Raw genomic sequence first — 19,502 nt, 5'->3', positions numbered from 1 at the left:
TCAGCCACCCGGCCGCGGCGCGCGGACGTGCACGGCCGAGCCGGTCTGCCACCAGGGCACCGCGACCGTGGCCTCGATCGCGCCGCTCAACCGCACCGTCAGGTCGTGGTGTACGACCAGCTCGCCCGCTTGCGGCGGCAAAGCGAACAGCTGCCGCAGCACGACTCCCAGCGGCTCCGCTGCCCAGGTCGTGCGACGGCCGACGCTCACCACCTCGCCGGTGACGGCCTCCGACACCAGCCGCAGATCGAGCAGAGCGGCCAGAGACGAGGCCGTTCCGGCGTCGCCGACCACCAATCTATCCGGCGGCACCGCCAGGCCGAACCACGGTCGATCGAGGACGAACGCGTCTTCCGGATCGACCACGGCGCCGGTGAGCGCGCGCACGCGATCGGGTGGCCGCAGGTCGGCGAGGTCGAGCAGGCCGGCGGCGACAGCGGCGGCCAAGCGGGCATGAGTGCGGGAAACGACCTCCGGCGAGGGAGTTCTCGACGTGTCGGCGAGCGCCTCCAACAAAGCGGCGGCCAACTCGTCGGTGATCGTCGCGGGGTCGGCGAGAACCGCGCGACAAGCGTCCGGGTCGACGCCGGCGACGGCGAACGCCGGTAACAGACCGTCGAAGTCGGTGTCGGCGGGATGGCGCAGAAGTCCCAGCGGAGTGCCGTCGACCCGCGCGTATCGGCGCAACCACCACGCGGTGTAACCGTCGGCGTCGGTGAGCAGGCGGCGGGTGCGCGGCGACCCGGCCAACTGCCGCAACGCTTCCGGCCAGGCGGCGTCATCGATCAGGTCCAGGTCACGGACGGCGACCAGCTCGGGCGGATCGTCCGGAAGCGTGGACCACCAGTGCTCCTCGTCGTCCAGATCGTGGTCCGGACCGGTCGGATCGGCTTCGACGATCACACCGAAATCCCAGCCGACGCCGACGGCGCGCAGCGCGTCCGCGCCGTAGCGTTCGACCAGTTCTGGGTCGACGGTGCCGAACGGCGCATCGGGCACCAGCAGCTCGCGCAGCGGCGCGCCGGGCAGCAGCAGTTCGTCGGCGGGCCGCGAGTCACCTTCGGTGTCGGGCAATTCGAGCAGCCCCAGCCAGGAAGACAGGGCCTCCCGGTCGGCATGCGCGGCTAGACGCAGGATGGCATCAGCGGTGTCCGGGTCGCCCGGATGGTCCTCCAGATCGGCACGCAAGCCCGGGTCGGTCAGGAGATCCTCGGCGGTGGCCGACCGCGCGCCGAGCCGAGCCAGCAGGGGATGCGCGGCCTCCGGATGCGCCAGCCTGGCCCAGTGCAGCGGGATCGCGACCTCGAGCTGATCGTCCAGCACCACGGTGCGCGGCCCCGTGACGAGTCTGCCGTCGGCCAACGGCACCGCCAGCGCGCCCAACTCCTCCGCCGCGAGCGGATCCACCACGAACGGTTCGAGCGCCGCGTAGAACGATCGCCACCAACTCGGCGGCCGCTCCAAGCCCCCGGACAACTCCGCCAGCCGAGCCAAGCCGAGCCGGTGCACGTCCAGCGCGCCCATGGCCTCGGTGTGCGCCCGTCCGGAGAGGTCCGGGATCACCAGGGGACCGACCACTTCATCGAGCAGGTCGGCCAATTCCGCGGTCAGACCGGCCAAGACGTACGCGCGGGTGGGGACGGCGATGTTCCCCGCTTCGACGTCGGCGACGGCACCCGATTCTCGGCCCCGCAGTTCGTCGTCCGCACCGGGAAAGGCGGGAGTGCCCGACCCGAGGTGGTCCGCGGTCAAGGGCTCGGGATCGCCTAGGCCTTCCGGGTAGGCGTGCCGGCGGGTGGCGACTACCGGCAGCCAAGAACGCGTCTGCAATTCGCGCAGCAGCGCTTCGCGCAGCAGGCCATCGGCCTCGCTGCGAGCGAACCCGGGCGTTGGTACCAGCACGAGCCGGTCGCGTGGCGGAAGAGCACGAGCGAAATCCGCGTAGCCGCGGGCCAGTTCGCCGAGCCGCGCGCCGGGCAGCAATCTGCGCCGATCCGGCTGCATCGGGATGTCGGCGATGAGCAAGGCGGGCAGGGACAGTTCCTCGTCCGATCTGGTCGGCGCGCGCAGCACATCGGGGGCGGCGGCCACCGGCCTGCCGTCACGCACCGGCAGCAACCAGCGGGCGCGCGGCGCGCGGTACTGCCACCAGGTGCGCTGTTCGCTGCCGGGGCCGTCGACATAGACCTCGTGCATACCGTCGCCCATGTCCTCGGCACTGCTGACGAATTCGTCCGTGCCGATCCGGATGCGGTGCAGGGCGGGCAGTTCCAGCAGCAGATCGACGGCTTCGGCGCGCATCGCGGCCAGCAGTGCGTCGGCGTCCACGTCCGCGCGCAGCCGCAGCACCACCTCGGTGTCGAGACCGTCCGCCGGTCGCGCCTCGATCGGCCAGGCCAACCGCAACACCGGTGCGGCGAATTCGCCCGCATCGACCGCAGGTAAACGGATCTCGTTGCGGTGCAGAGCGTTCCGGGTCTCGGCACGCGAGAACCACAGCGACCCGGAGGCCGACCGCAGCTCGATGTCGTCGCTCACCGCGAGCACCGCGGTGAAACCGACACCGAATCGACCGACGGTCCCGCCGTCGGACTTCCCCGACGCGCGCAATGCGGTGAGCGCGTGCACACCGGAGACGTCCAGCGGCGCACCGGTATTCCCGACGTGCAGGTCACGACCGTCCAGCCAGACCACGACGGCGCCGTCCACGCCCGCCTTGCGCGCGGCGTCGGCGGCATTCTGCGCCAACTCGGTCAGCAAGCGGTCCCGATAGCCCGCGCGCACCAGGTCGTTCTCGGTAGCGGCGTCCTCACGCAACCGCGTCGGCGAATCACGCCATGCGGCGAGCACCGCCGCTCGCAGCGCCGAAGTGCCGAACGGGTCGGCGGCGTCGCTCAGTTCCGCGGCGATGACCAGAACTCCGGCCGTGCCTCGGAACCCGGAGCGTCAGCGATACCCGACTCGGATCGCGCGTCGGCGTCATCGGCGACCGGCGTAGCGGTGGGTTCCGGTGCGCCAGGCGTGTCCGCCTGGGACGACGATGCGGGCTCGTGCGCCTGCGACACGGCGTCGGAAGCCTCGGCCACATCCGGATCGGCTGCGACGGATTGCACCGGGGTCGACTCGACGGCCTCCGTCGTCGCGTCACTCGATCCGGCTGCTTCGCTCGACTCGACAGCGTCCGGTTCGGTCGCGCGCGCGTCGACGGCATATCGATCGTCAGAACCCGGCGACACATCACCGCTCGTTACCCCGGGTGCACGTGATCCCGTCGTGCCCGACTCGGACTCCGCCGCACCGGCCTCGCGATCGGTCGCCACCGCGGGACGCGTGGCGGCATCGGCGTTTTCCGTATCGGCCCGCGTGACATGCGAACCGCTTTCATCGGCGTCCGCCGCTTCGTCCGTTCCGAGAGCCGGACCGGTGGCTGCGTCGTCCGTCGCCACGCTCGGCTCATCCGCGACCGTCCCGGCAACCGTGTCGGCAGAGGCGGGCTCGTGGCCGGTCGGTGCTTCGGCGGCATCGTCCACGCTCGGCGTCGCACGCACGGCGGGCGGGATGCTCGATTCGGTGAACGCGGCGGCGGCGTCGATTTCGCCGACCTCGGCGGCGCTGACCTCGACGAACTCGACCACATCGCGGTGCGTAGCCGCCGTGCTGCCCGCGGGCTGGGCGGTCGCGCCCGAGCCCTCGACGGTGGTGCTTTCCTCCGAGGCGGCGGTGTCCTCCGTCGTCTCGTCACCTTCGACAGCCGCGAGTGCTTCCGCGATGCCGGAATGCTCGCCGCCGGCGGCGATCGCGGCGGCGTCGTCTTGGGCGAAGACCGCATCTCGAGCGACGACTGGGTTCTCGGTCACCGCAGCGTTCTCGGCGACCTCTTCGTGCCCGATCGCCGCGGTTTCCTCGATCACCGCGGCGCGCTCACCGAGTGCGGCATCCTGGCGGAACGCGGGATCGCCGGTCGTGGCGGTGGTCTCGGACCGGTCCTCCGGCGCGATGGCAGCTTCCCCGGAAACCGCAGGAGCCCGCACGTCCACAGCCTTCTCGACGACCGCGGCACCCTCGCCGGTCGAGACGTCTTCAGCAGGCGCAGCGGCCACGGCGGCATCCCCGGCCACGGCTGCGCCTTCGGCGACTCCCGGGTCGGCGGCCACCGCGACATTCTCGGCGGCCGCACCGTGCGGATCGATGTCCTCGGTTGTCGGCGCTTCGTCCGCGCCCTGCGGGGCCACGCGAGAGTCGGCGGTTTCGAGCGAGATCACCTCTATGGCCGCGTCGTCGTACGCCTCGAACAGCGGCGACCCGTTACCGGCTGGAACCTCGGTATCCGAGTGCGCGCCGCAGCCGTAGGCGACGTGGACAACGCGCCCGTCCGCGCCCATGGCGTTGCCGCAGACACCGAACGCGGCGCGCAGCGACCCGGCGAGTGGCAGATAGAAGCCGCAGGTCCCGCAGGTGGCGGGCGCGGCCTTGGCCATCTCCGAGTCGGGTCCGTGTTCGGTGTACCACCGCTCGGCGGCCGCTTCGCGGCCTTCCCTGCTCATCACCTTGGTACGGCCGAGACCGACCTCGTAGGCCACCTCGTCCACCACCGGATCGCCGGTCGCGACGTAGCCCGGCACCAGGCGCGGGTCGTCGGCGGGCGGGGCGAGCAGGTCCCCTGGCGCGAGATCCCCGGGGCGGACGCGCTGCTCCCAGGGCACGAACTCGGGCGCGACCAAGGCATCGGGCCCGGGCAGCAACGCGGACTCGCTGACCGTCGCGTGGTCGGCGTCGGGCGGGGCGGCCACGACGACCGCCCACTGCCATCCGCGGTAACCGGGGAGCGTGGCCTCGAATCGGTGGGTCGCCGCACTCTCGTCCTCGGCGATCACGCCGAGGTGCGCGCCGACGGCCGACGGTTCCAACTCCAGGAGCGCACGGCGGGCCAAATCGACGGCATCGGCCAGAATCGGCCGCACGCCGGACTCCGAAACAGAAACTGCGCTCACGGCCTACATTTTGCCGTATGGAACGCAATCGGCGTGCGTTGGCCATCAGTGTGCTGGTCGGTCTGCTCATCGTGGGTGGATGCGGCGGCGTAGCGGACCAGGCACCCAGCATGAACATCGAGGTGATCGCCACCCGGCCGCACGATACGAAGGCGTTCACCCAAGGCCTGGAGGTCGACGGCGACGTGCTCTACGAGGGCACCGGGCTGGTCGGCGCGTCCGGCGTGCGCGCGTCCCGGCTCACGACCGGGGAGGAGTTGGCCAGAACCGAGTTGCCCGCCCCGTACTTCGGCGAGGGCATCACCCTCGCCGGCGCCACGCTCTGGCAGCTGACCTGGCACGACGGCGTGGCCATCGCCCGTGACCCTGCGACGCTCGCCGAACGCGGCCGGGTGAGCTACGACGGCGAGGGCTGGGGTCTGTGTGCCGGAAACGGACGGCTGGTGATGAGCGACGGCACCGACCGCCTCACCTTCCGTGATCCGGTCACCTTCGCCCCTACCGGCTCGATCGAGCTCGACAGTCACCACGGCGCACGCCTCAACGAGCTCGAATGCGCGGCGGACGGGTCGGTCTACGCCAACGACTGGCCCACCGACACGATCCTGCGCATCGACCCGGACTCCGGCGCCGTGCTGGCGACCGCCGACGCCGCCGGTCTGCTCCCCGCGACCGCACGGGCAGGCGCCGACGCCCTCAACGGCATCGCCCAACTGCCCGGCACCGACCGGTTTCTGATCACGGGCAAGAACTGGCCGACCATGTTCGAGGTCCGCTTCGCCCCCGCCTGAGCGTGATCGCGGGTCGCGACGACGATCACTTTCCGCCGCCACCTCGGAGCGCGCGTGAACACCCGGCCCGAGAGTGCGCCAGAATTGGAGTCGTGACTACTCCCCGCGAACCTTCCGGTCCCGACCGTGATCGGCGGGAAGGCGAGGAGGTCCCGCCGTTCGATCGGCATCCCGGTTTCGACCGATATCCGCCACCCAACGGGCCGCGGCGCCGCAGGCCGCTACCACCGCTCGGACCGGGATCCGGACGCGCCGCCGAGCGTCATGACCAGCCGGGACCGCCGCCGAGCCCGCGACGCGACCCGCCACGGCCCGCGCAGCCTCCGCCCACCAAGCCGCTCCCGGTCGGGCCCGACGCCGAGCAGCCGAAGGCCTCCGGCCGCGCGGCTCGGCACGTCTTCCCGCACCGTCCGGAGCCGCCCCGGTACAGCGAGACACCGGCCCCCGCCGAAGGCGGCCATCCCGAGACCGCCGCGCAGGATCAGGGCCGGCAACCCGAGAGCCCCGATGCCGCCGGCGCGCGGCGGATGCCACGCAAACTCACGGTCACCCGCGTGGCCGCCATGCGCGGCAGGGAACTCACCGAGAAAGGCATCGCGACCTTCCAGCGCGCGGCCAAGGCCGACGGCGCGGACAAGTCCGGCCTCACGGCGCTCACCTACGCCACCATGGCGAACTTCGCCCTGGACGCCGCCATCGCGGTGGCACTGGCCAACACCTTGTTCTTCGCCAGCGCCACCGCGGAGAGCAAGACGAAAGTCGCTTTGTACCTGCTGATCACGATCGCGCCGTTCGCGGTGATCGCCCCGCTGATCGGACCGCTGCTCGATCGCCTGCAGCGCGGTCGCCGCCTCGCGCTGGCGACGTCGTTCGCGGTGCGCGCGGTGGTCGCGGTGGTGCTGGTCTTCCAGTTCGACACCTGGGCGCTGTATCCGCTCGCGCTGTGCATGATGATCGGCAGCAAATCGTTCTCCGTGCTCAAGAGCGCGGTCACGCCCCGGGTGCTGCCGCCGGACATAGATCTGGTCCGCACCAACTCCCGCCTCACGGTGTTCGGGCTGGTCGGCGGCACCATGGGCGCCGGAGCGCTGGCCGGGTCGGCCGCGGCGATCGCGGGCTCCAACGGCGCACTGGTCTTCGCGGCGCTGATCGCTTGCGGGGGGACGTATCTGAGTCTGCGCATCCCCTCCTGGGTGGAGGTGACCGAGGGCGAGGTGCCCGCGACGTTGAGCTATCACGGCGCCGACGCGCGCACCGAGGTGCTCTCGTCCGGCGCGGAGTCGTCGATCCCGCCGCGCAAGCGCAGGCAACCGCTCGGCCGCGCCGTGGTGACCGGGCTCTGGGGCAACAGCGCCATTCGTGTCCTGACCGGGTTCCTCACCTTCTACGTCGCGTTCGTCGCCAAGGCGACAGAACACCGGCCCGCGCAGCAGGCCCTCATGCTCGGTGCGGTCGGCGCGGCCGCGGCCATCGGCAATTTCGCGGGCAATGCGACGGGCGCCCGGCTGAAACTCGGCAAGCCCTCGCTGGTCGTGCTCGGCTGCACGGCGGCGTGCGCGCTGGTGGCGCTGTTCGCGACGTTCGCCGACAACCTCCTCGGCGCGGCGACCGCGGCCCTGGTGGCGGCGGGGACGAGCGCGCTGGCCAAGGTGTCGCTGGACGCCTCGATCCAGGACGACCTGCCGCCGGAGTCGATCGCCTCCGGCTTCGGGCGGTCGGAGACCGTGCTGCAACTGAGCTGGGTCGTCGGCGGTGCGGCCGGTGTGCTGCTGCCGACCGACTACTGGAAGGGCTTCGCGGTGGTCACCGTGATACTCGTCCTCGGCTTGGTGCAGACTTTCCTCAGCTTCCGAGGCCACTCGCTACTGCCCGGCCTCGGCGGCAACCGTCCCCAGCACGCGGAGCAAGAGGTGCCGACGACCCGGCCGCACGGATATCCGGCGAGCGCGCCTCGGGCGGAGGACCCGGCGCCGCGCGACGGTGACGCCGAACGCTTTCGACGAGGGCAAGGAGACCCGATCTGGTGAGCAAGCTCAACGCACGCACGATCGCCGCGCTGGCCGCGGTCGCACTGCTCGTGCTCACCGTCGCCTTCGTGGGCGTGCTGGCGGTGCTGGTCCACGACGCCGAGAAGCCCGACGTCACCCTCACCGCCTACGCACACGGCAAGACGGTCACCGTGCGGCCGTTCAGCTACTGCTCGGTGACCATGCAGGACTGCAGCATCCTGCCCGAGGACAATGTCCCCGGCACCGTGTTCACGACGCTGAATTGCGGGCCCGACACGCCGGATTGCCACCGTGGCCGCACCGTCGACCTGGAAGTGCCCGCCGGTTACCCACTGCAGCTGTCGCTTCCGAAGAAGGTCGCCGACGCGCCTTGGCTCGCACAATTGGTCTACCTTTTGCCGAACGGCGAGAAAGTCGACCAGGTGATCAGCCGCAACGACTACCCGGACCGGGCCTTCGCCCTCACCATCGATTCCAAACCGGAGCCGGACCTGCGCCTCATCGGCGTGGAGTTCCAGCTGCCGATCCTCGCCCGCGACGAAACGGGCCGGGAGTTCTACGTGCCGCACGCCACCTGGTCGATCAGCACGGCGTAGCGAGTCTCGGACGCAACGTCTTTCGCCGACTCCGCAGACGCCGGTGCGCGTTCCGAGCGCACGGCGCCTGCACGGTGGCCGGGCAGGACTCACCCGAAACCCGCTGCGGGTCGGATGAATCCACCGATGGACGGCCACGAACGATCGGCGTCAGAAGTCCGGCAACCGGGCTTCCCTTGACCTCCGCGGCCCCAAACGCCTACCTCGAGTGAATTCGGCCCGACGGCCGCCCGGATGAAGCGAGATCGAGCGGAATCAGTGGTCCAGTTCGCGCGCCACCGCGCGGACGACCTCCGAGATGCGCTGCGCCGTCTTGCGATCCGGGTACTTGCCCTTACGCAGGTCCGGCTGCACCTTCGCCTCGAGCAAGGTGATCATGTCCTCGACCATGCCGTGCAGCTCGTCCGGCGTGTGTCTGCGCGCGGCAGGCTCCTTGCGCGCGTTGCGTTCCTGGCCCTGCCGGACCGACGGCGGCGCCTCGAGCAGCTTGAGGCTCAGCGCCTGGGGGCCGCGACGGCCTGCGGCCATGCCGAATTCGACGCGCTGGCCGGGCTTGAGGCCCTCGACGCCCTGGGGCAGCGCGGACGAGCGCACGTAGACGTCCTCACCCTCGTCCTGGGAAAGGAAGCCGAAGCCCTTTTCGACGTCGTACCACTTCACCCTGCCGGTCGGCACTGCGCTCACCCGTTCATCATCGAAAACTCGGACCCCTACGGCCCGAGCACATCCGTCTACCGGGCCGGTCGCGCGACCGGCCCGTTTCCTGTGCGAAAAGAACGCGCCCAGCAGGATTGCAGGACGCGATTGCTATCGAGTCTACCCCGGTGCGAATAACGCAAGCACATCAGTTTTACCGTCGAACCGTGACGAACCCTTCCGCTCCGACCCCGCCCGGCGGCGCCCCACGGCGGCGCGGCGACTGGTTGCTGCAACTCGCGCTCTCCGTGTTCGCGCTGGGATTGCTGGCTATCGTCGCGATTTTCGCGATCCCCTTGCTGACCGACGGCGAGCCGGGGCTGTGGCTCTACTTCGGGGCGATGCTCGCGCCGCTGGGGTTCGTGCTCGCGCTCGCCTTCGCGCTGCGCTCGGGCCGCCGGTCGCGCTGAAGCGGAGTGATCATCTCCGATCCGACACCGAACCGGTTACCCGATGCGATCGTTACCCACTCCAGTGTGTGATCCTCATCACATTACGAGTAGATCACGAAGCGGTGACGACCGGTCGCCGGTGCGACCGCGGCGCCTCTAGCTGCATGAAGCCTCCTCCCCGCTCCGATATCGCGTCGAGACCCGTTGGTACACGCCGGTTACCAAATAGTGATTTTTCCCGCGGTTCGTCGTACGGTCTTATCCAGCCGGGGCACCCCCGGCGACCACCGGCCCGCCGCACCGAGCCTCGCCCCGCGGGTACCGGATCCCCCGACGGAAACGTAGGGGCGAGGGCGGAACGGACGACCTCTCAGTCCGAACCAGAACCGAAGATGTCGCAGGTGCGTCGAGAGGAAGACGAACCCGATATGAGTGGACGCCATCGCAAGCCAAGCTCGACCGGACGCACGGTAGCCAAGGTTGCCGTCACCGGAGCCATCATCGGCACCGCCGGTGTGGCCTTCGCAGGCAACGCCAGCGCGGCACCCGACTCCGACTGGGATCGACTCGCTCAGTGCGAGGCCGGCGGCAACTGGGGCATCAACACTGGCAACGGTTTCCAAGGCGGGCTGCAGTTCTCGCCCAGCACGTGGCGCGCCCACGGCGGTCAGGAATACGCCGCCAGCGCCAACCAGGCCAGCCGTGAACAGCAGATCGCGGTCGCCGAGAAGGTGCTCGCCTCGCAGGGTTGGGGCGCTTGGCCCTCCTGCTCCTCGAAGCTGGGCCTGAGCAGCGCGCCGAGCCCGCGCTCCGCGCCCGCCACCGCAGAGACCCCGCGCTGGAACCCCGCGCCGCAGCTCGCTCAGTCAGCGCCTGCCGCGCCTGCCGACACGCAGCAGATCTTCTCGGCCGTCGACCGCGCTCTCGAGGTCGTGCAGAGCCAGGGCGTCCAGGTGCCCAAGGAAGCTCTCGACTTCTTCAACGCCGCCAAGTCCAGCGGAGTCACCCTCGACCCCGCGATCGTGAACTTCTACGAGGCGAACAAGGGTCTGCTCCCCTCCTGACCCGAAGGCTTCCGCAAGAAGGGCCCCGCATCAACGTGGATGCGGGGCCCTTCTCCGTAGCCGAGAACGTTCCGGTCGCGCGCTCAGCGGTTGATCACCGTGTTCGGGTGCATGTAAGGCAACTGCTCAGCCGGGACCGGGAACTCGGTGTCCTCGCCGTAGGGCGAGAGACCACCGGATCGGGCCGAAGAGAGCTCGGTGACCGCGGGGTCACCGTCGGCGACCTTCGGCCAGCCGTTGTCGACGTAGGATTTCTTCGATTTGTTCACCACGGCCCCATGCTAGCCCGGCCGCTCAACCAGGATGCGCCGCAGCCCGTAGCTCCGGACGTCGGCGGGCGATCGCCCAGCATCGTAGGCTGGATCGGATGACCGTGACCGACTCCCTTGCCGGATGGCTCGGTGCCCGCAGTGATGCCCAGCTCGTGACGCTGCTGCAGCTTCGGCCCGACCTGGCCGTCCCGCTGCCCTCCGCCATGGCCGTGCTCGCCGCCCGCGTCGAACAGCGCGCGTCGGTGCTGCGCGCCACGGAGGACTTGAACACCCTCGAATTCGCCATCGTGGAAACCCTTGCGATGCACGGGGTGACGCGCACCGACGGCGGCACGCTGCGCCGCGCCGAGTTGCATGTGCAATTGAGCGAACGGGTGCCGGCCGCCGCGATCGATGAGGCGCTGGAGCGGCTGACCGCTCGCGCGCTGGTCTGGATCGACGCCGAGCAGGGACTGCACCTGATTCCGGCGGCCGCCGAGGCGTTGCCGTGGCCGATCGGCACCGCGACCGAGATCCCCGACGCGCTCACCGAACCCGAGGTGGTCGCGGCGCTGCCCGAGCTGCCGCCCGCCGAACGGTCCCTGCTGGACAAGTTGGCCGCGACAGGGCCTCGTGGCCGCACCAAGGACGCCGCACCGGGCACTCCGGCCGAGCGGCCGATCCAGCGGCTGCTGGCGCGCAGGCTGCTGCACCGGATCGATGACGAGACCGTCGAACTCCCGGTCACCGTCGGCCAGGTGCTGCGAGGGGAACCGGTCACCCACCCGCATGCCCTGACGCCGCCGCGACCGGAGCCGGCGAAATACCCGCCCGCCGATGTGAACGCGGTCGCGGCGGGCGAGGTCGGCGAGCTGCTGCGGCACTGCGCGGCCGTGCTCGAGGTGCTCGGCCATGCCCCGGCTCCCGCGTTGCGCGCGGGCGGCCTGGGCGTGCGCGAGCTGCGCCGCATCGCCAAGCAGGTCGGTGTCGACGAGCCGAGGGCGGGTTTGCTGGTCGAGCTGCTGGCGGCCGCGAAATTGATCGAGAAGGGTTTGCCGGATCCGCCACCGGACTTCGAGACGACCGACGACTTCTGGGCGCCGACGCCACTGGTGGACGCCTGGCTGGAAGCGCCGCCCGCCCGGCGCTGGGCCGCCCTCGGACTGACCTGGCTCGAATTGGATCGGATGCCGTGGATGATCGGCATGCGCGACGCCAACGACAAACCGCTGGCCGCGCTGTCGCTGGAACTGCGCACCCCGACCGCGCCGCGCGACCGGCACGCGATCCTCGCCCTGCTGGCGGAATATCCGTCCGGCACCGCGCTGGCCCCAACGGAAATCGGCCGGGTACTGGCCTGGCGGCAGCCGCGCAGGCGCAGGAATTTCCGGCCGGAGGTGGTCGAACAGACGCTGGCCGAGGCGGCGGCGCTCGGGTTGATCGGCCGCGGCGCGCTCGGCTCGGCGGCGCGGGCGCTGCTGCACGCGGCGCCGACCAGCGTGGCCGACGCCGAGGCGGAGATGGAGGCGGCGCTGCCGGAGCCGGTGGACCACGTGCTGGTGCAAGCCGATCTCACGGTGATCGCACCCGGCCCGTTGACCACCGATCTCCAGCGTCGCGTCGCCCTCGTCGCCGACGTCGAATCCGCAGGCGCCGCAACGGTATACCGGATCGGAGAGTCCTCGGTGCGGCGCGCGCTGGACGCCGGGCTGACGGCGGCGGAGCTGCACGCGCTGTTCGCCGCGCATTCCCGGACGCCGATCCCGCAGGCACTGACCTATCTGATCGATGACGTGGCCCGGCGTCACGGCCAGTTGCGCGCGGGTATGGCCCAGTCGTTCATCCGCAGTGACGACCCGGCGCTACTGGCCCAAGTGCTGTCCGCGCCGGTGGCGAGCGCGCTGGCGCTGCGATCCATCGCCCCGACCGTCGCCATCGCCCAAGCGCCGCTCGGCGAACTGCTCGAGCAGCTGCGCGCTGCCGGTTTCGCGCCCGCGGGTGAGGACTCGAGCGGCGCGATCGTCGATCTGCGGCCGCGGGGCGCGCGGATCTCGGTGCGGCCCGTCGCACGGCAGCCGTATCGGCCGACACCGCCCAGCACCGAACAACTCGAACTGCTCGTCACGGAATTACGCGCGGGCGAACGCGCCGCCAGTGCCCGGTCCGGTCAAGCGGTACGCACGGACGGCACGCGGACCAATACCGCCGCCACCCTCGCCCTGTTGCAGCTCGCGGCGCGGGTGCGACGGTCGGTGAACATCGGCTACGTCGACGCCCAAGGCGTCGCTTCTCAACGGGTGGTGGAGCCGTTGAAGGTGGGCAACGGGCAGCTGGACGCGCTGGACCCGGTCACCGGCGCGGTCCGGCACTTCACGCTGCACCGGATCGCGTCGGTTGCCCTGCTGGAATGATCAGCCCTTGGGCTTGGCGGTGCAGAAGGTGACCTTCGGGTCCGTTTCGATGAGGCGGAAGCCGTCGGCGTCCTGGTCGCACAGCAATTCGTCGGCCTTGCCGTCGATCCGCTTCAGCACCTTGAAGGTGGCGTCCGAGGCAGCGCAGTCGACGTGCTTGTATCCGGTCGTGCTGCTCTCGTTGTAGCAGCTGCCTTCCTTGAAGTTCGGGGCCAGGCACAGGAAGGCGGTGGTACCGCCGGCCAGGGTCTCCTCGTAGGAGGTGTAGTCGGCGGCGCAGTCGGTCTTCTTGTCGTAGGACTGCGCGACCTTGTACACGGCTTTGTCCGACGAGCAGTCGACCGGTTCGGTCTTGGAGTCGACCGCCGAGCCCTCGATGACGTTGATGCAGTCGCCGGCCTTGGCCTTGGCGGTGTCCGACTTACCCGCGTCCTCGATCAACGAACAGCCGGCCACCGTGACCACCACCGCGGCCACCGCGACGAGGGCGAGCACGATCCGTGCCAGCAACCTCGCTCCTGGAAACTTCACCTGAAAACCTCTCTCACCGAAACGTTCACGTGCTCGTGAACGCGGTGAGGATACCCGCACGACCTGAGCGGCCGCATCAGCCCGCGGGCGACCTGGCACGGGGGCGGCCTAGATGCTGTGCGTGCCGTACAGCCCCATGAGCGCGTAACCGAGGATGCTGGGGAGCAGACGGCCGAGCAAGAAGAACGCAGAGTAATTCACTAGCAACGCCTTTCGCGTATTCCATGCAACTGGACTCTTGTCCGGTATGCGGAGTGTGTCGTCGCCCGAGACCGAGTCGTTACGCTTGGGCAGTATGACGGTCGAGGACGTCGCACGCGACCTGTACGGGTTGGCGCCCGCGGATTTCGTCGCGGCGCGCGCCGACCGGGCGGCCGCCGCGAAGCAGTCGGGTGACAAGCAACTGGCGGCCGCCATCGGCAAGCTGCGTAAACCCACCCTGACCGCGTGGGCGGCGAACCTGCTGTCCAGGGCGGCGCCCGAGGACGTGGCCGCCCTGCTGCGGCTGGCCGCCGCGCTGGCCGCCGCGCAGCGAAAACTCTCGGCCGAACAGCTGCGCGAGCTGACCGCGCAGCGCCAGCAACTGGTCAACGCCCTCGCCAAGAAGGCGGGGGCGCTCGCCGCCGAACACGGGCATCCGGTCGGCGAGAACGTCGTCCGGGAGATCGGCCAGACCTTGACCGCCGCACTCGCCGATCGGGACGTAGCCGATCGGCTGCGTGCCGGAACACTCGCTACGGCCGCGAGCTACGAAGGCTTCGGACCGAGTGGACCGGGTCTGCTCGCGGTGCCCGAACGGGCCATGCGGCCCGGACGAGCGGCCGTGCGGCCGCCCGACGACAGCGCGCGCCGAGAACTGCGGGAGGCCGAGGAGGCGCTCGAAACCGCCCGTGCCGAGGAGGATTCGGCCGGAGCCGCGTTCGAAGAAGCGACCGGAGAACTGTCCTCGGCCGAGGAACGCGTCGCCGCGCTGCGCGACGAGCTCGAGCACGCCGAACAGCAGCGGCAGTTCCGCAAGTCGGCCGAGCGGTCGGCGAAGGACGAGTTGCACGCGGCGCGCCGTCAGGTGGAGCGAGCCGAACGCAGGCTGGCGAAGGCCAGGCAGCGCGCCGGGGACGACTGACGGGTCAGCTGCGCAGGACGCCCGGAAACAGGTACTCCTCCGGCGGCGGCGCGGTGGTGTTCAGCCACGCGTGGAAGAACCCGGTCAGGTCCATGTGTGAGCGGGTCTGCACGAAAGCGCGGAATTCCGGCATCGAGGCATTGCCGTAGGCATGCGCGGCGAGGAAGTCCCGAACAGCCGCGAAGAACACCTCGTCGCCGATCTGCTTGCGCAGCGCGTGCAGGAACAGCGGGCCACGGTAGTAGACGGAGGTGAACTCCTTTCCCACGCCGGGGTCCTCCAACGGGATGTTCCAGTACTTCTCACTGTCGCGGTATTTGCGGATGGTCTCGCGGTACTGGTCGTCGACGTTCTTGCCGTCCATCCGCTCCGGCCACAGGTAGTCGGCGGTATAGCTGGCGAAGCATTCGTTCAGGCAGATGTCCGACCACCGGCGTATCGACACCCAGTCGCCCCACCACTGGTGCGCGATCTCGTGCACGACAGTCTGCAGATCGATCGACGGCGCGTAGAGCGGGCGGGTCTGGGTCTCCAGCGAGAACGTGATGCCCGCGTCCACGTGGATGCCGCCTGCGGCCTCGAACGGGTAAGGGCCGTAAATCTTTTCGGCGAAGTCGAGGATCTCCGGCAGACGCTGCTCCAGCTCGCGCTGATCCTGCTCCACATTCGGGGCGAACGCACTGATCAGCGGAATGCCGTTGGCCCTGCGCTGCTCGAGGTAGTCGAACTTGTCGATCGCGACCGTGGTCAGATAGCCGACCACCGGCTTGGCGTTGAACCAGCGGACCGTCCGCTTGTCGCCGCGCACCACGTCCTCGATGCGTACGCCGTTGGAAATCACCTCCCACTCCGCGGGAACGGTGGCGTTCAGGCTGAACGTGGCCTTGTCCAGCGGGGTGTCGTTGAGCGGGTACCAAGTCGTCGCCGAGTGCGGCTCACCGGCGACGAACGCGCCGCCGCTGGGTGCGAAGGTCCACCCCTCCCCTTCGGCGTTCACCGCGGGGCCCGCGTAGTCCACCGTGACGGTGAACGGCAGGCCTGGCAGCAGCGGCAACGTCGGCGTGACGGTCAACTCGTGCTCGCCGTTGCGGTCGAAGTCGGCGGGCAGCCCGTTGACCGCCACCTCGCGCACATCGGGCCCCGCGTAATCGAGGTTGAACACGCGCAGGGGCTGGGTGGCGTGCGCGGTGATCGTGGTGGTGCCTGCCAGTTTCCGGCTGGGCGGGTCGTAGTCGATGCCGACGTCGTAGTGCTGGACGTCGTAGCCACCGTTGCCGTCGAGCGGATAGTACGGATCGCCCAGACCCGGCGCGCCGACCAGTGGGTCCGGGGGCGGCTCCGCGTGCGCGGGCACCTGAGACACCGCGGCGAACACACACGCGACCGCGGCGCACATCCAGCCGGACAACCACATACGGACAACCACCCCTTTCCACCCCGCCTCCCGCCGGTACCGGCGCACCGACTTCGCTGGATGGTAGCGGCTTCAGTCACCGCTTCCGGTCAGCGCCACCGACGCGCCGACACCGAAGATCATCACCCCGCCCGCGCCGCCGATCGCCTCCAGCCTGCGCGGCGACTTGGCGAACCAGGACCTCGCCGAGGCGGCCAGCAGTGCCCACGCGCTGTCGGAGACCAGCGCGATGGCCAGGAAGACCGTGCCGAGCAGCAGGAAGCTGCCACGACAGCGACCCGGAGGCCGGGTCGGCGAAGTGCGGCAGCACCGCGGAGAAGAAGACGATCGCCTTGGGATTGGTGAGCCCGACGACGGCGCTCTGCCGCAGCACCCGCGTGTTCGGGGCCGGTTCGACCGCGGCGCCCAGCGCCTCGCGCAACGCCGAACGCTGACGGATCGCTTGGATTCCGAGATACATCAGATACAGCGCACCCGCGAACTTGACCACGGTGAGCGCCAACGCCGACGCGGTCAGTAAAGCGCCGAGCCCGATCGCGACCAGGACCAGTGCCGCGTAGACGCCCATGGCGTGCCCGAGCACCGACAGCAGGGCCGCGCGCCGGCCGAGCGTGAGCGCGCGACCGACCGTGAAGAGTACGCCGGGACCGGGCACGACGATGATGACGACCGCGGCGGCGACGAATGCCAGCAGATTGGACGCTGGAACCATCCTTCGAGTCTAGGCGACAGCGCAACCGATAAACCCCGCGGACACAGCCGGATTCAGGAGCCGAGTTCGCCCGGTAGCTGGTGCGGATCGAGCAGCAGGCGTTTCGTGGTGGTGCGCCGCACCTTCTCCGCGAGCGCGAGATTGTCGGTGAGCAGCCGCCACTCGGTCTCGCTGATCGCGGCGCGGGCGCGGGCGATGACCGAGTCGTCGGTCGTGCCCCAAGCGATCGGCATGGCGCTCACCGACTGCCAGCGCTGACCCACCTGGCGCGGCGCGCGGTCGGTCCGCACCGCGACCGACGGCACGCGCTCCCCGGCCCTGGCCTGGTGACCGGGCAGGTCGCGGACCTTCCTGGTCACCAAGGCGTAGCGCGGATCGCGCGTATCCGGCGCGGACACATCGACCAAAGCGAGCAGCACGACACCCGACGGGCGCGCCTCCGAAACCACCGCGGGTACCAGCTCACCGTCCGCGTAGAGCTTGTCGATGCTGGAATGCCACGGTGTCCACAAGGCCACCCACAGCGCCGTCACCGTGCCGAGCGCGAAGGCGACCGCGAGCAGATACGCCCACGGATGGTCCAGCCAGATCAGCAACGCCGTGCCCGCCGCCGCGACCACCGTGGCGGCGATCGCCAGCAGTCGCAGGCGGCGAAGGTCGGCGAAGAATTCGTTCACCGCGTGGGCGTGCTTGCGGTCCACCGCGAATTCGAAGTGTCGCACGCCCTTATTCCTAGCACAGTTTGTGGAGGGGATGCCTCCGCTTATCCGATGGCGGGTCCGAGCAAGTCGTCGGCATCCGTGATGCGGTAGGCGTACCCCTGTTCGGCGAGAAAACGCTGGCGATGCGCGGCGTATTCGGCGTCCAGGGTGTCGCGCGCGACGACCGAGTAGAAATGCGCCTGTCCGCCATCGTGTTTCGGACGCAAGAGCCGCCCGAGACGTTGCGCTTCCTCCTGTCGCGAGCCGAAGGTACCCGAAACCTGGACGGCCACGGACGCTTCCGGCAGATCGATGGAGAAGTTCGCCACTTTGCTCACCACGAGCACCGGAATCTCGCCGCGCCGGAACGCGTCGAAGAGTTCCTCCCGCTCCTTGGTCTTCGTCGACCCCTGGATCACGGGTGCGTCGAGCGCGACCCCGAGTTCGTCCAGTTGGTCCAGGTACGCGCCGATGACCAGGCTCGGCGCATCCTGGTGCTGAGCCAGGATCGACTCGACCACGGCGATCTTGGTGTGTGCGGTGGAGCACAGCTTGTAGCGCTCCTCCGGCTCGGCGGTCGCGTAGGCCATCCGCTCGGCGTCGGTCAGCGTGACCCTGACCTCGATGCAGTCGGCCGGAGCGATCCAGCCCTGGGCCTCGATGTCCTTCCACGGCGCGTCGTAACGCTTCGGGCCGATCAGCGAGAACACGTCGCCCTCGCGGCCGTCCTCGCGCACCAGGGTGGCCGTCAGGCCGAGCCTGCGGCGGGACTGGAGATCCGCGGTCATCCGGAAGACCGGCGCGGGCAGCAGGTGCACCTCGTCGTAGATGACCAGCCCCCAGTCGCGGCTGTCGAACAGTTCCAGGTGCTTGTACTCGCCCTTGGTGCGCCGAGTGATCACCTGGTACGTGGCGATGGTGACCGGGCGGATCTCCTTGCGCTCCCCGGAGTACTCGCCGATCTCGTCCTCGGTGAGCGAGGTGCGGGCGAGCAGTTCACGCCGCCACTGCCTGCCCGCCACCGTGTTGGTGACCAGGATCAGCGTGGTGGCCTTCGCCTTGGCCATCGCGGCAGCGCCGACCATCGTCTTGCCCGCGCCGCAGGGCAGCACCACCACCCCGGAGCCGCCCGCCCAGAACGAGTCGGCGGCCATCTGCTGGTAATCGCGCAGATGCCAGCCGTCGGTCGCGTAGTCGAGGTCGATCGGGTGCGCCTCGCCGTCGACGTAACCCGCGAGGTCCTCGGCGGGCCAGCCGATCTTCAGCAGCGTCTGCTTGATCCGGCCGCGCTCGGACGGGTGCACCACCACCGTGTCGTCATCGATGCGCGCGCCGAGCATGGGCGCGATCTTCTTGTGCCTGAGCACCTCCTCCAGCACCGCGCGATCCAGGCTGACCAGCGTCAACCCGTGGGCTGGATGCTTCACCAGCTGCAACCTGCCGTAGCGCGCCATGGTGTCCACCACGTCGACCAGCAACGGCTGCGGCACCGCGTACCGGGAGAAGCTGACCAGCGCGTCCACCACCTGTTCGGCGTCGTGCCCGGCCGCGCGCGCGTTCCACAGCGCCAGCGGCGTCACCCGATAGGTGTGCACGTGCTCGGGCGCCCGCTCCAGCTCAGCGAACGGCGCGATCGCCTGCCGCGCGGCATCGGCCAACTCGTGGTCGACCTCCAGCAGCAGCGTTTTGTCACTCTGCACGATCAGCGGACCGTCGTTCACAGTCCCTCCTCAGCTAGATTCCCCGCCATTCTCCCCGACCCCTCCGACAACCCGCAGGTTACCGGCCCTTCCCGCAGGGCGCGGGTGCGGCAGCGACCG

At 70.0% G+C, this 19,502-nt stretch carries 15 protein-coding genes and 1 pseudogene; 7 read left to right on the top strand and 9 right to left on the bottom strand.

Annotated elements, in window-relative coordinates; translation table 11 throughout:
* Both ACL03I_RS05500 and ACL03I_RS05495 read right to left on the bottom strand, forming a co-directional pair.
* On the bottom strand, positions 1-2,850 hold the full coding sequence (locus ACL03I_RS05500) for a sacsin N-terminal ATP-binding-like domain-containing protein (protein ID WP_412805265.1): 2,850 nt from the start codon (positions 2,848-2,850) through the stop codon (positions 1-3).
* A 44-nt stretch (positions 2,851-2,894) separates the two neighbouring features.
* Positions 2,895-4,991, bottom strand: a complete 2,097-nt coding sequence (locus ACL03I_RS05495) for a DUF3027 domain-containing protein (protein ID WP_412805264.1) — start codon at positions 4,989-4,991, stop codon at positions 2,895-2,897.
* A gap of 17 nt (positions 4,992-5,008) precedes the next feature.
* Between ACL03I_RS05495 and ACL03I_RS05490 the strand changes: the two genes are divergently transcribed.
* From ACL03I_RS05490 to ACL03I_RS05480, 3 genes are all read left to right on the top strand, one after another.
* A complete protein-coding gene (locus ACL03I_RS05490; RefSeq protein ID WP_412805263.1) occupies positions 5,009-5,782 on the top strand; it encodes a glutaminyl-peptide cyclotransferase in 774 nt (257 codons plus the stop codon).
* A 92-nt stretch (positions 5,783-5,874) separates the two neighbouring features.
* The gene (locus ACL03I_RS05485) at positions 5,875-7,809 is read left to right on the top strand and encodes an MFS transporter (RefSeq protein WP_412805262.1); all 1,935 of its coding nucleotides are present in this window, start codon (positions 5,875-5,877) and stop codon (positions 7,807-7,809) included.
* Positions 7,806-8,387 carry a DUF2771 domain-containing protein gene (locus ACL03I_RS05480; protein WP_355074967.1) on the top strand — a complete coding sequence of 194 codons (582 nt, stop codon included), beginning with the start codon at positions 7,806-7,808 and terminating at the stop codon, positions 8,385-8,387. The genes ACL03I_RS05485 and ACL03I_RS05480 overlap by 4 nt, the downstream gene beginning before the upstream one ends.
* 255 nt (positions 8,388-8,642) lie before the next feature.
* Here ACL03I_RS05480 and ACL03I_RS05475 read toward each other — a convergent pair whose 3' ends face one another.
* Positions 8,643-9,062: a cold-shock protein gene (locus ACL03I_RS05475; RefSeq protein ID WP_039795090.1), complete on the bottom strand. Its 420-nt coding sequence runs from the start codon at positions 9,060-9,062 to the stop codon at positions 8,643-8,645.
* Positions 9,063-9,250: 188 nt separating this feature from the next.
* On the opposite strand from ACL03I_RS05475, the gene ACL03I_RS05470 reads away from it, so the two are divergent.
* The gene (locus tag ACL03I_RS05470; protein ID WP_397275060.1) at positions 9,251-9,493 is read left to right on the top strand and encodes a hypothetical protein; all 243 of its coding nucleotides are present in this window, start codon (positions 9,251-9,253) and stop codon (positions 9,491-9,493) included.
* A 410-nt stretch (positions 9,494-9,903) separates the two neighbouring features.
* Complete coding sequence (locus tag ACL03I_RS05465; RefSeq protein WP_355074971.1) at positions 9,904-10,539, top strand: resuscitation-promoting factor Rpf1 domain-containing protein; 636 nt, start codon at positions 9,904-9,906, stop codon at positions 10,537-10,539.
* Between the two features lie 83 nt (positions 10,540-10,622).
* On the opposite strand, the gene ACL03I_RS05460 is transcribed toward ACL03I_RS05465, so the two are convergent.
* On the bottom strand, positions 10,623-10,811 hold the full coding sequence (locus ACL03I_RS05460) for a hypothetical protein (RefSeq protein WP_040864798.1): 189 nt from the start codon (positions 10,809-10,811) through the stop codon (positions 10,623-10,625).
* Positions 10,812-10,906: 95 nt separating this feature from the next.
* On the opposite strand from ACL03I_RS05460, the gene ACL03I_RS05455 reads away from it, so the two are divergent.
* Positions 10,907-13,201, top strand: coding sequence for a helicase-associated domain-containing protein (locus tag ACL03I_RS05455; RefSeq protein ID WP_355074973.1), 2,295 nt, complete (start codon positions 10,907-10,909; stop codon positions 13,199-13,201).
* Here the strand turns inward: ACL03I_RS05455 and ACL03I_RS05450 are convergent, their stop codons facing one another.
* Entirely contained in the window at positions 13,202-13,732 is a 531-nt protein-coding gene (locus ACL03I_RS05450; RefSeq protein WP_355074975.1) for an LppU/SCO3897 family protein, read from the bottom strand.
* 295 nt (positions 13,733-14,027) lie between these two features.
* On the opposite strand from ACL03I_RS05450, the gene ACL03I_RS05445 reads away from it, so the two are divergent.
* Complete coding sequence (locus ACL03I_RS05445) at positions 14,028-14,855, top strand: hypothetical protein (protein WP_412805261.1); 828 nt, start codon at positions 14,028-14,030, stop codon at positions 14,853-14,855.
* A gap of 4 nt (positions 14,856-14,859) precedes the next feature.
* Here the strand turns inward: ACL03I_RS05445 and ACL03I_RS05440 are convergent, their stop codons facing one another.
* The 4 genes and pseudogenes from ACL03I_RS05440 to ACL03I_RS05425 form a co-directional block, all read right to left on the bottom strand.
* Positions 14,860-16,281: a M1 family metallopeptidase gene (locus ACL03I_RS05440; RefSeq protein WP_412805260.1), complete on the bottom strand. Its 1,422-nt coding sequence runs from the start codon at positions 16,279-16,281 to the stop codon at positions 14,860-14,862.
* A 60-nt stretch (positions 16,282-16,341) separates the two neighbouring features.
* A pseudogene (locus ACL03I_RS05435) lies at positions 16,342-16,981 on the bottom strand (LysE family translocator).
* Positions 16,982-17,034: 53 nt separating this feature from the next.
* Positions 17,035-17,703: a DUF3239 domain-containing protein gene (locus tag ACL03I_RS05430; protein WP_412805259.1), complete on the bottom strand. Its 669-nt coding sequence runs from the start codon at positions 17,701-17,703 to the stop codon at positions 17,035-17,037.
* A 41-nt stretch (positions 17,704-17,744) separates the two neighbouring features.
* Positions 17,745-19,403 (bottom strand): DNA repair helicase XPB, encoded by a 1,659-nt coding sequence (locus ACL03I_RS05425; RefSeq protein ID WP_355074985.1) that lies wholly within the window; start codon positions 19,401-19,403, stop codon positions 17,745-17,747.
* Positions 19,404-19,502 lie beyond the last annotated feature (99 nt).

It is taken from the genome of Nocardia sichangensis (assembly GCF_047200615.1).
Taxonomy (GTDB): domain Bacteria; phylum Actinomycetota; class Actinomycetes; order Mycobacteriales; family Mycobacteriaceae; genus Nocardia; species Nocardia sichangensis.
This window is presented reverse-complemented; position numbering and strand designations above follow the sequence as displayed.